The 12,368-nt window shown below is 62.5% G+C and carries 7 protein-coding genes; 2 read left to right on the top strand and 5 right to left on the bottom strand.

What is annotated here, in order from left to right; all coding sequences use genetic code 11:
* Positions 1-70 precede the first annotated feature (70 nt).
* A complete protein-coding gene (gene rocD / locus ACMUVN_RS17785; protein ID WP_028756472.1) occupies positions 71-1,270 on the bottom strand; it encodes an ornithine--oxo-acid transaminase in 1,200 nt (399 codons plus the stop codon).
* 74 nt (positions 1,271-1,344) lie between these two features.
* Entirely contained in the window at positions 1,345-2,280 is a 936-nt protein-coding gene (rocF, locus tag ACMUVN_RS17790) for an arginase (protein ID WP_028756020.1), read from the bottom strand.
* A gap of 123 nt (positions 2,281-2,403) precedes the next feature.
* On the opposite strand from rocF, the gene ACMUVN_RS17795 reads away from it, so the two are divergent.
* The gene (locus ACMUVN_RS17795; RefSeq protein WP_174824498.1) at positions 2,404-2,841 is read left to right on the top strand and encodes an Lrp/AsnC family transcriptional regulator; all 438 of its coding nucleotides are present in this window, start codon (positions 2,404-2,406) and stop codon (positions 2,839-2,841) included.
* A gap of 71 nt (positions 2,842-2,912) precedes the next feature.
* Here ACMUVN_RS17795 and ACMUVN_RS17800 read toward each other — a convergent pair whose 3' ends face one another.
* From ACMUVN_RS17800 to ACMUVN_RS17810, 3 genes are all read right to left on the bottom strand, one after another.
* Positions 2,913-9,014, bottom strand: a complete 6,102-nt coding sequence (locus ACMUVN_RS17800) for a translocation/assembly module TamB domain-containing protein (RefSeq protein WP_414815348.1) — start codon at positions 9,012-9,014, stop codon at positions 2,913-2,915.
* Positions 9,015-9,080: 66 nt separating this feature from the next.
* Complete coding sequence (locus ACMUVN_RS17805; RefSeq protein WP_174824497.1) at positions 9,081-11,009, bottom strand: autotransporter assembly complex protein TamA; 1,929 nt, start codon at positions 11,007-11,009, stop codon at positions 9,081-9,083.
* A 169-nt stretch (positions 11,010-11,178) separates the two neighbouring features.
* Positions 11,179-11,436 (bottom strand): YMGG-like glycine zipper-containing protein, encoded by a 258-nt coding sequence (locus ACMUVN_RS17810; protein ID WP_028756469.1) that lies wholly within the window; start codon positions 11,434-11,436, stop codon positions 11,179-11,181.
* A 326-nt stretch (positions 11,437-11,762) separates the two neighbouring features.
* On the opposite strand from ACMUVN_RS17810, the gene hemA reads away from it, so the two are divergent.
* A partial coding sequence (hemA, locus tag ACMUVN_RS17815) for a 5-aminolevulinate synthase (protein ID WP_414815349.1) occupies positions 11,763-12,368 on the top strand: 606 nt, incomplete at its 3' end.

The raw sequence follows: 12,368 nt of genomic DNA on the forward strand, positions 1-12,368 counted from the left end.
ATTAGCGAAAGAGTGTTGCCCAAATCTAAATCGGGAGGGGGGTTGCGAAGGTTTTCAGCCCCGATTTACCTCAGCCTATGGTCTTTTCGATCTGCGAGACTGCCCAATCCACCTGCTCCCTTGTTATGACCAATGGCGGAGCGAGACGAATCGTATGGTCGTGGGTATCCTTAGCGAGCAGGCCGCGCTCCTTCAGCGCATGGCAATATTGCCTCGCGCCGCCGGCTTCGGGTTCCAGTTCGATGGCCATCATCAGACCGCGGCCGCGCACGTCCCTGACGATGTTCGAGCGGATCGACCTGAGCCCATCGAGGAAATAATCGCCCATGACCGCAGCGTTCTCGATCATGCCCTCTTCCGTCAGCACCTTCAGTGCGGTGCGTGCCACCGCGCAGGCGAGCGGATTGCCGCCGAAGGTCGAGCCGTGCTGGCCGGGCTTCAGCACGCCGAGGACTTCGGAATTCGAAAGCACTGCTGACACGGGGTAGAAGCCGCCGGAGAGCGCCTTGCCGATCAGCGTCACGTCGGCCTCGATGCCTTCGTGTTCCTCAGCCAGCAGCTTGCCGGTGCGGCCGAGGCCGGTCTGGATCTCGTCGAGGATGAGGGTGACGTTGTTATCAGTGCAGAGTTCACGAATGCGGGTGAAATAACCCGCCGGCGGGATGATGACGCCGGCTTCCCCCTGGATCGGCTCGATCAGGGCGGCTACCGTATTGGCATTGATTGCCGCGGCAAAAGCCTCGGCATCGCCGAAGGGAATGATGCGGAAGCCCGGCGTGTAGGGGCCGAAGCCGGTGCGGGCATCGGGATCTGTGGAGAAGCTGATGATGCTCAGCGTCCGGCCGTGGAAATTATCGGCGCAGACGATGATCTCCGCCTTGCCCTCCGGCACGCCCTTGACCTCGTATCCCCATTTGCGCACCGCCTTGATGGCGGTCTCCACGGCTTCGGCGCCGGAATTCATCGGCAGGATCTTGTGTGAGCCGGTGAGAGCGGCGAGTTCTTCGTAGAGATAGGCGAGCTGGTCGTTGCGGAAGGCGCGGGAGGTGAGCGTCAGTCTGCCCGCCTGCTCGACCATGGCGGCAAGGATCTTCGGATGACAATGGCCCTGGTTGACGGCGGAATAGGCCGAGAGGCAATCGAGATAACGGTTGCCGTCGGTATCCCAGACATAAACGCCTTCGCCACGCGTCAATACCACGTCGAGCGGCTTGTAATTGTTGGCGCCGAGCCGCTGTTCGGTGGCGATCAGTTTTTCCGAAGTGGTCATGGCCGTTCTCCCTTAGTCTTTGGTTTCCGCATGTCGTGATCGCAAAACTGCTGCACAGTTTTGCGCGACATGCTCTATGCCGCGCGTGTCGGACGATCGAAGATGCGGCGGCCGAAGAGGCTTGCCGTCAGCTCCACCAGGATGCGGGCGCTCTTGCCGCGATCGTCGAGAAACGGATTGAGTTCGACGAGATCGAGCGACGAGACGAGGCCGCTATCCGAAAGCATTTCCATCACCAGATGCGCCTCGCGAAAGGTCGCGCCGCCCGGGACCGTCGTGCCGACGCCAGGGGCAATCTCGGGATCGAGGAAATCGAGGTCGAGGCTGACATGCAGCAGGCCGTTCGCCTTGGTCACGACGTCCAGGATCTCACGCATGATGGCGCCGATGCCCTGCTCGTCGATCGCGCGCATGTCGAAGACGTTGACGCCATGTTCGTGGATTTCTTCGCGCTCACGCGCATCGACCGAACGAATGCCGACCTGGAAGACATTCTTCGGATCGACGAACGGACGGTCCTTCGGCAGGATCTCGGCGAATTCGGCCTCGCCGCAGAAGAAGGCGACAGGCATGCCGTGAATATTGCCGGAGGGCGAGGTGGCCGGAGAATTGAAGTCGGCATGGGCATCGAGCCAGAGGACGAAGAGCGGGCGGCCCTTGCTGGCGGCATAACGGGCCATGCCGGAGACGCTGCCCATGGAAAGGCTGTGGTCGCCGCCGAGAATGAGCGGGAAACGGCCGGCGGCGGCGACGTCATGGACGCTGCTTTCGAGCGCGCGGGTGAAGGCGCCGACGATCCTCAGATTGTGGGCTTTCGGATGGTTCGGCAGATCCATCGCCGGCACGATCCTGAGATCGCCGATATCGGCGACGTCATGGCCAAGCTCGATCAGCGTCTGATCGACGCCGGCAATGCGCAAGGCGGCAGGCCCCATGGCAGCGCCTCTGCGGCCGGAGCCTTCTTCCAGCGGCGCGCCGATGAGGGTGACGGATCGCGATTGGGCATTCATATCTGGGGCTCCGTGTTCAGGCCTGTTTCGACCGATAGTGAGATAAAGGGCTGACGGCAAAAAGATGGAAAATTGTCAGAAATGGATTATGATTGCGCAGAATGATAAACCTATTTTGACAAAGTGATCAGCGTGGATGATCTCGACACCGAACTTCTCAGTGCCCTTCGCCACAATGCCCGGATTTCCGTCTCCTCGCTTGCGGCGATGACGGGTGCATCGCGGGCAACGGTCGCTGCCCGGATCGACCGGCTGGTCGCCAGCGGCACCATCGTCGGCTTCACCATCCGCACCGGTCACGAGACGCGGTCCGCCGGCGTGCGCGCCATCGTCATGATCGAGGTGCTCGGCAAGCTCGCCGACAGGGTGGCCGATCAGCTGCGGGGCCTGCCACAGGTGCGCGCACTTCACAGCACCAACGGCAAATGGGATTTCGTCGCCGAACTCGAGGATCGGGATCTTCCCTCCTTCGACGAGACGCTGCGCCGCATCCGACTGATCAACGGCATCAATTCGACCGAGACCAACATTCTTCTCAAGACGAGCAAGACCGGTTTCTAAGCCGGCTTAGAGCTCGCGCGTGCCGTCATTCCAAAACTGCCGCGCAGCAGCTTCAGGCGAGATGCGATGCATCAGTATTCCCGTTCATAGACGATGCCAGCTTCGCCTTCACCATTGCCGCCTGCTCCGCCGCGCAGCTTGACGCCGCGGCCGACATCGAGGTTGATCACCGCCTTGGCGCCGGCCGAACCGCCCTGCTGCAATTCGAAATAGGTGCGGTCGTTGAGATAGCGGCCGACGCTGACGCTCGTCTGGCCCTTGGAATCGGTGCTGACGTCAAAGTCGTCAACGCCGAGCTGGTTGCGCAGGCCTTCGAAAAGCGAGGTGGAGCGGTTGCCGGCCAACTGGCTGACGGCGTCGGCGAGCTGGGCGATCTGCACCGGTGAGAGCTTCGACATCGACTGGCCGAAAATCAGCTGCGCAAGGACCTCGTCCTGCGGCAGCTGGGGCGAGGAAGAAAAGGTGATGGCGGGGTCGGTGGCGAGGCCGGCGACGTCGACGGTCAGCGTCGTGGTGCCGGAGGTCGAGGTCGCTTCCATATCGAGCGCCGGCGTCAGGTCGCCGGCAAAGGTGATCCGGCTCTTGTCGGAGAAATCCAGGCGGCGGTTGAGAATGGTCAGGCGGCCGCGGCGCATGGTGAAACCGCCGGTGACGACCGGTGCCGCCGCCGTCCCGCGAATGGTCACGCGGCCGCCGAGCTCGGCATCGATGCCGCGGCCGCGCACGAAGATATGCGATGGCGCGTCGATTTCGAGATCCAGCGTCATCACGGAGGATTTCTCGCCGGGTTTGCGCTCGCCGTCATCGCGCAGCTGCGCCAGCACCGCCCGCGGCGCGTTCTTATGCCGGATGTCGATTTCTCTGAGCGAGGTCGGCAATTTTTCCGGGACGGTGATCGAGGTCTTGTCCAGCCGAAGCTTGCCGCTCAGCGTCGCGTTTGCAATCGGCCCGCGTAGGCCGAGCGTGCCATTGACGGTCGAGACGACAAGGGTTCCATCGACATAGACCGCCTTATCGAGCTTAATCGAAATGTCGGCGGGAAAGCCGCCGGCCGGCTGGATGCCGATCGTGCCGCTGGCCGAAATCGTGCCGCCGCTGCCAAGGCTGCCGTTGAGGCGCGATATTACGGCCTGGCTGCCATTGAAGGTCACCGTCGCCGCAAGGTTGTTGACGGCCAGATTGCGCCGGACATCGACGAGCTTTGCGCCATTGGTCAAGACAGTGCCGTTGATGACGGGTGCTGCGGCCGTTCCGCCGATCTGGAGATTGACGGTGGCGACGCCGTCGGCGACGAGACCCTGCTGCGCAAGCGGGGCGCCGAGCACGGCGAAAGGAAGATTGCCGTTGAAGCGCATGTCGATGGCGCGATTGCCTGTGATCGCAACACTGCCGCCGCCCTTCAGCGACATGCCGGCGTCACCGGCAAGGCTGGTCTCGACCGTCAGCTTGTTTCCGGCAAGTTTGCCGGATGCGTCGATGCTGAAGGGCGAAAGGCCGGCGCCCTTTGTCTGGCTCGTCGCTGCGTTCTTCCAGTCGACCTTGAAGTCGACGGAGGGCGAAGACAACGCACCGGTGGCCTTGACGGTCGCCGAGACCGCGCCCTCGGCCGCAAGGCCGGGAACAAAGCCGTTGGCGATGCCAGCCGGAAGATTGCTGGTGTTTGCCGTGACGTCGAGCGAGCGGATCGATGTGCCTTCGATGGCGAGATTGCCGGTGGCTTTCAGCGCAATGCCGCCGCTGCCGGTGAGGGCGGCATTGAAATCCAGCCTGTCACCGGCGTATTTGCCCGTCGCCGCCAGCGCAAGGCGGGAAATGCCGGCAGCCTTGGTGTGGCTGGTCGCGGCATCTTTCCACTCGAGCTTGAAATCGACGATCGGATTTGTCGGCGTTCCCGACGTCACGGCATTTGCCGAGAGCGTGCCTTCGGCACCAAGACCGGGAACGAAGGCATTTGCGATATTTGCCGGCAGCGCCGGGATATCGGCATTGATCGATAGGTCCCGGATGGCCGTTCCCGCGATGGTGACGCCGCCCTTTGCCTTGGCCAGCACGCCGTCCTTGCCGGCGAGGTTTGCGTCGAAATCGACCCGGTCATTGGCGAATTTGCCGGATGCCGCAGCACTCAGTCCCGACAGGCCGCTGCTCCTGGTCTGGACGGTGGCGGCATTCTTCCAGTCGAGCTTGAAATCGACGGCCGGTTTCGGCAGTGCTCCGGAGGCGGATGCCGTTCCCGAGACCGTGCCTTCGGCGGCTAGACCGGGGACGAAGCCGTTGGCGAGACCTGCAGGCAGGTTGGCAAGATCGGCCTTGACGTCGATGTTACGAACTGATGTGCCCGATATCGCGATATTGCCGGCGGCGTTGAGCGAGAGGCCGTCCTTGCCGGCGAGATTGGCATCGAAATCGAGGCGATCGTCGGCGAAGCGTCCGGATGTGGACAGCGCGAGGCCTGAGAGATGAGCGCTTCGGGTCTGACTGGTCGCAGCATCCGTCCAGTCGAGCTTGAAGTCGGCCTTCGGTGCGGCGGGTGTCCCGGCGGCGGACACAGTGCCGGAGATCGTTCCGCCGGCGGCCAGATCGGGAACGAAGGCATTTGCGAGACTGGCCGGAAGCTTGGCGACCTTGGCATCGACCTTGATGCTGTCGATCGCCGTACCGGCGAGTGCGACATTACCCATGGCCGTCAGTGAGAGGCCTTGATCGCCGCGGGCTGCCGCGTTGAAATCCAGCTTGTTTTCGGCAAATTTTCCCGACGCGGTCACGCCGAGCGCTGCAAGGCCGGCACGTTTCGTGTGGCTCGTCGCCGCGTCTTTCCAATTGAGATCGAAATCGGCACTCGGGGCGGAAAGCGGGCCGCTGGCCGAGACCTTTCCCGAGATCGCCCCTTCGGCGGCGAGATCGGCGACGAAACCGTTTGCGATATTCGCCGGGACATTCGTCAGCGTGGCGTCGACTTTGACGTTGCCGATCGTCGTGCCGGCGATGGCGACATTGCCTGTTGTCTTCAGCGAGAGGCTGTTGGCGCCTGATATCGCCGTGTCGAAATCGAGATTGCTGTCGGCGTATTTTCCGGATGCTTTGACGGTCAGGTCCGCAAGGCCGGCGCGCTTCGTCTGGCTCGTCGCAGCACTTTTCCAATCGAGATCGACATTGGCGGTTGGAGCAGCGAGGGAGCCCGACGCCGTCAATTTTCCTGTGATCGTGCCTTCGGCGGCGAGATCGGGAACGAAACCATTGGCGATGCGGGCAGGCAGGTTGAGGATATCGGCGTCGACCTCAAGCACCGGTGCCTTCGGGTCGGCGAGCGAGACATTGCCGGCGGCCTTGAGCGAGAGGCCGTCACCACTGCCGACCGTCGTGTCGAAATCGAGCTTGTTGTCGGCGAATTTGCCGCCGGCGGCAATACCAAGCGGGGCCAGGCCGGCGCCCTTGGTCTGGCCCGTCGTCGCATCCTTCCAGTCGAGCTTGAAGTCGGCGACGGGTGCGGCCGGCGTTCCCGTCACGGCAATCCTTCCGGAGATCGTGCCGCCGGCTGAGAGATTGGGCACGAAACCGTTGGCGAGCGCTGCCGGCAGTTCGTGGATGTCGGCATCGAGCTTCAGCGTTTCGCCGGCGGAGCCGGTGACGGTGACCGAGCCGGTTCCGGTCTTCAACGTCAGTCCGTTCAGGCTGGCGGCCCCGCTGGCGATTGTAACCTGCGTTGGTGCGGCAAGCTCGATCGGGATATTGCGGGGGCTTGCCGAGAACCGATCGAGGTTCAGGTGCATCGTGCCGCCCGCCGCCTCGATATTGCCGGTCGCCAGTACGGGATTGCCGTCATAGGCGGTATTGAGATCGAAATCTGTATGGTCTTGTTGCTTGGTGAACCCAAGCGAAAGGCCGGCAAGCTTATTCGTTCCGGCACTCACCTCCTCGGCCTTGACCGTACCGCTTGCGGCCAGGGCGCTGAGATCGCTGACCGTGACATCGATATCCGGCTTGACGATCGCAAGCGTATCACGGCGGATCGAGCCGCCTGTTGCGAGCAGCTTGAGCGCGATCCTGCCGCCATCGCTGCTGACGCCGAGCGAGCCTTTAAGGTCGCCTTCGGCCCTTTGCCCGCCGAGTGCGGCGAGCAGGCCGAGATTGGGGAAATCGAAGGTCAGGGCGCCTGTCGGCTCCAGCGCGGGCGAGAATTCCACATTGCCGGTCAACCGGTTGCCGCCGATATCGGCGGTCAGTGCCGGAATACTCGTCTTGCCGTCCTTCGAACTGATGTCGCCGTTGATGCCGATCGGCTGGCCGTCGATCGTGCCGGTGGCGGCGATCTTGCCTTGCGGCGCCTTGGGATCGGCGAGGCCCGACAGGTCGATATTGAGGTTGCCGAGCTTGCGGTCGGCCATGTCAAGGCTGGTGGCCTTGAGATTGGCCGTCACCGAGACTGCCGGGAGCTCACCTCCTATTCTCAACGCATAACCCACCCCGCCGCTGGCGCCGGGGATGAGCTTGCCGACGTCAGGCAGCCGGCCGGAGAGATCGGCATTCAACATCTGGCCATCAAGCGCGACGTTGCCGGCCGCTTCCAGCGTTCCGGACTTGAGGACGAGATTGGACAGCGCGAATTTCGACGGGATGGTGCCGACCACCTGGCTTTCGAGCGAGATCGGTCCGTCGAACCTGGCTGTTGCCGCAGCCGGCAGGGCCGCCGGTTCGACGGTGAGCTTGAGGTTGCCGGTCAGCGCCTGGTCTGCCAGCCGATAGGAGCCGTTGAGGCTGCCGTTGATATTGGCGCTTTCGACGGTGGTGCCGTTGAAGCCGATGCCGGAGGGCGTGATCTGCAGCGGCGAGGCGATCGTGACCGGTCCTTGGACAGCGCGATTGAGGTTCGGCTCGGCAAAGCTCATGTCACCGGCAACGAGGCGCAGCTGGATGCTGCCAGAACGCGCGGCGAGATTGAAGGCGTCGCTCTTGGCTGTCAGTTTGACGTTGCCGATATCGGCCTGGGGCAGGGTTGCGGTGTCGAGCGAGCCGCTGACGTTGAGCCGGGCCGCCTGCGCATCGCCTGTCAGCGCCAGGTTGAGACCTGATATCAGGAAGCGCGCTTCGCCTTCGGCGAGCGGCCAGCGGAAATCGACAGGCCCCGAGGTGCCGAGCAGATTGGCGTTCAGGCTGTTGTTGCCGGCCGGATCGAGGGTGCCCGAGGCAGCGATGACGACGCTGCCGGTGGCGATATTGCCGGTCTGGATATCGATCTTGCCGTGGTTGTCGAAGGTGGTGGCAAGATCAATATTGGTCTGGCCGGCAAAAAGCGGCCGGAATGCCGATGGCAGCAGCGAGCTCAGGTCGCCGCCGCCCTTGAGGTTGAGGTGATGCAGTCCGTCTGCCGAGATCTGATGCCGGGCCTCGATTGCGGCGCGTTGCTGCCCGTCGAGGGCGGCCTGCACTTTGCCTTTCCAATCGGATATCGGCCCCTGGCCGTCGAGATCGATGTTGACCGCCGGGCTGTCCGGCAGGCCGAGAAAGCCCGCCAGCAGCCCGCCCTTCGGTTCGGAAAGCTGTGCCTTTAGCCGCAGCCGGTTTTCGGCCGGCGCATAGGCGATGTCGGCGGCAAGCCGCGCATCGGGGACCGCGTGACGGCTGACATTGACGATAGCCTCGCCGCCATCGCCGTTCGCCGAAAGGCTGCCTTCGGCGGCGAGCGCAAAGGCGCGCCCGGCAATGGGTGCGGCGAGTTTGATATCGGGCAGTGCGACGCGGTCGATATCGATCTTGATCGGCAGGCTGAATCCGCCGGAGGCTTCAGTTCGGGGCCGCGAGGGCAGGGTGCGCACCGGCTTGCGCAGCACGTCGATCGCTTCGATCTCGAAGCGTTTGGCGTGGAAGGTTCCGGTCAGCAGCGCCAGCGGATTCCAGTCGATTGCGATGCCATGAATTTCCGCAAAGACGCCCCGGGTGTCGGAGAGGGAGATCTCGGCAGCGCGAAGCCCGCCGGTCAGAAGACCTTGCGGTTCACGCACTTCGATCGTCATGTCGCGGTTGGAAAGCGTCGAGGCTATCCTTTCGGTGACGATGCGAGCGCCAAAACTGGTGAAGCCGAAGATCGCAAGGGCTGCGACAGCGAGAATCAAAGTGGCGCCCAGCGCATAGCCGGTGAGCCGCAGGATCCAGTTGACGATTTTTGCCAGCGTTTGCATCGGCGCGGACACTACCCCGTTTTCATGACGGCTCGCAGATCGGAAAACACGAGCGGATCGGCAATTCTAGAAGGATTGGCCGATGCCGGCGTAGATTCCGTAATCTGTGCCATCTTCGTACTTGTTCAGCGGCATGGCAAAATCAAGCCGCAGCGGGCCGAAAGGCGTTGCATATCGTATTCCGGCGCCGGCGCCGGCGCGGATATCGGAAAAACCCGGAAAGGTGCTGTCCGATACAGTACCGACATCGATGAAGGGCACGATGCCGATCGTATCGGTGATCTTGATGCGGGCCTCCAGCGAACCGGTCACATAGGAGCGGCCGCCGGTGGCATCGCCATTGTCGTTATAGGGCGAGATTTCCTGATAGCTGTATCCACGGACCGAGCCGCCGCCGCCGGCAAAGAAGCGCTGCGTGGCGGGAATGTCGCCGATGCTGTCGCCGCCGATCAGGACGCCGGCGGCTACCTTGCCGGCCAGCACCAAGCCGTCGTCCTGGCCGAACGGCAGATAACCGGAGATCGAGCCTTGGAATGCCGCATAGGGCGTGGCGTTGAAGATTTCGTAGCCGGGCTTTGCCGAGAAGGTCGCGCGATAGCCCTCCGTCGGGTTGAACTTGTCGTCGCGTGCGTCGCGATCATATTGGATCGGCAGGGTGAAGGTCAGATAGTCGTTCTCGCCGAATGCGTCGTCGTCGCGCTCCCAGCTGAGCTCGCCGCTCGCCGAGACACTGTCCTGGTCGGTCAACTCGTAGGACAGGCCGAGCGAGGCGGTGACGAGCGTCGCATTATAGGCATCCGGATTTTCGGTCTTGGCGACGATGCCGGCCTTCAGGGTGGCGGCGGGGAAGAAGGCGCCGGGTTTGGTGAAGAGGATGCCGGCGGAATAGTCGAGGCTGCCCACATCCGTCGTTTCGCCAAGCCGAGAGACCGCTCCCTCGATCCTCAGCGTTTCGGCTTCGCCGAACAGGTTGCGGTGGCCCCAATAGCCTTGAATGCCGAAGCCGTCGGTGGTGGAATATTGCGCGCCGACGCCGAAATAGCGCCTCTTGCCTTCGGAAACCTCGATCGTCATCGGCAGGGTGCCATCCGGCGCCAGCGCATCTCCTTCGTGGATGGTGACGCTCGAAAAGACGCCGAGGGCGCGAAGGCGCTCGCCGGCTTTCTTCAACGCTTCCGGGGAATAGGCTTCGCCCTTGTTCAGCCGGGAATAACGCTGGATGAAAGCTGGCTTGACGGTCTTCTCGCCGGTGACGCCGACATCGCCGATCGGGGCGACCGGACCACCTTCGGCGGCAAGGACGATATCGACGGTATCGCTTTTGTGGTCGGCGACCACCTTGCGTTCGGTCAGTTTGGCGAAGGGACGGCCTTCGCTCTTCAACTGTTCGACGATCTTGTCGCCGGCTCTGATGATGGCGAGCGAGCCGGCCTCGGCGCCCGGGGCGAGATCGTAATCGGCGGGATTATGGTTTGCGGCATCGCCGCCGAACTGGACCTCCCTGACCTTGAAAACCGGGCCGGGAGCAATGTCGACGGTGACGGGGATCGGCCCGGACCGGTCGAATGTCGGATTGGGCGGCAGGTCGTCGATGTTTCTGCCGTCGATGGTGATCGTTACCAGGCCGCCATAGCGGGCCTTTTCATACAAGGTGGCGATCAGCCGCTCACGGTCGTCGCGCGCCTTGACGACGATGCCGAGATCGCCGGACACCGGCAGTTTCTGGTCACTGAGGAGGCGGGAACTGTTTTCCAGCGCTTCTTTCAGGTCGGGATCGACGGTATCGGCTCTGAGGTCGACGTGGTAGCGCACCGGATCGGGCACCTGTTCACCTTCGTCTTCTTCCTTGCCGAAAATGGTGATGCCGAAAAGCTTGAAGGCATAAGCGTCGCCGATCAGGACCGGTGAGAACGCAGCTGCCGCTGCGACCACCATCATGGTGCCTGTTCGCCGATACGCAGTACCTGTTTTCGGGCCTGTCCCTCTGATCCGCATCCGCCGCTTTTGGTTATGCCTACAATGAAGCTTCGTTGCCCAGCCGTGAACAGCTTAGCGGCAAAATCGCGCGGCGTGTACCATTTTAAATTGCCAACGCGCTAATTTAGCACAAAAAATCCCGGACATGTGTCCGGGATTTTCCGAATTTGACGCTTTCCAAGCGCTCTCAGCGCGGGCAGCTATCGATGTAGCGGCGGCCGTAGCGGTCGCGATAGTAGCACTGGCCGGGCTGTTCGGCGACGCTGCCGATCAGGGCGCCGGACACGCCGCCGATGGCGGCGCCGACTGCCGCACCACGGACATCGCCGGTGACGACGCCGCCGATCACGGCACCGGATGCAGCGCCGATGCCGGCGCCCTGCTGTGTCGGTGTGCAGCTTGCGATCGACAGGCCGATCAATGCGAGTATGACAGCTTTCTTCATCTTTTCTCTCCGAGGTTGTTGCCCAACGGGCAAAGGCCGTCCCTTCTATTTTTTCGTCACGCTAGACCGAAAACTATGTCGGAAGAAAGGGTTGTCCATCCGATGTGCTGATTTTTTTGCGATGCGGCCGTCGTCACCTTTCGCATGGTTGGTAAACTCCGCTGCATTCTGCCGCATCAATTCCATTGATCTCGGCTCGCATATTTTTTATCTGGAATCATTCAAAAATCTGGGCCTTTTGCCGCAGTTGATGTTAAAGCAAAGGGTAAGCATTGACGCGCGGACGTCCGGTCATCAAGAACGTCCGCGTGATACTGGAGCATATGATGGATTTCGAAGCGTTTTTCAAAAACGAGCTGGACGGGCTTCATGCTGAGGGCCGTTACCGCGTTTTTGCCGATCTCGAACGTCACCGCGGCAACTTTCCGCGTGCGACGCGCCATACGGCCGATGGCGAGAAGGAAGTCACGGTCTGGTGCTCCAACGACTATCTCGGCATGGGCCAGAACCCGAAGGTGATCGAGGCGATGAAGAACGCCATCGACCACTGTGGCGCGGGTGCGGGAGGCACCCGGAATATTTCTGGCACCAACCACCATCACGTCATGCTCGAGCGTGAGCTTGCCGATCTGCACGGCAAGGAAGCGGCGCTGATCTTCACGTCGGGCTATGTGTCCAACTGGGCAGCGCTTGGCACGCTCGGTGCGAAGATCCCCGGCCTGATCATCTTCTCCGATGCGCTGAACCATGCCTCGATGATCGAGGGCATCCGCTACGCCAAATGCGACAAGGTGATCTGGAAGCACAATGACGTGGCCGATCTCGAAGCCAAGCTTGCGGCCGCCGATCCGAAGGCGCCGAAGCTGATCGCCTTCGAGAGCGTCTATTCGATGGACGGCGACATCGCCCCGATCAGGGAGATCTGCGACCTC

The sequence above is a fragment of the Rhizobium sp. IY2 genome, assembly GCF_047532935.1.
In the GTDB taxonomy this organism is placed as follows: domain Bacteria; phylum Pseudomonadota; class Alphaproteobacteria; order Rhizobiales; family Rhizobiaceae; genus Rhizobium; species Rhizobium anhuiense.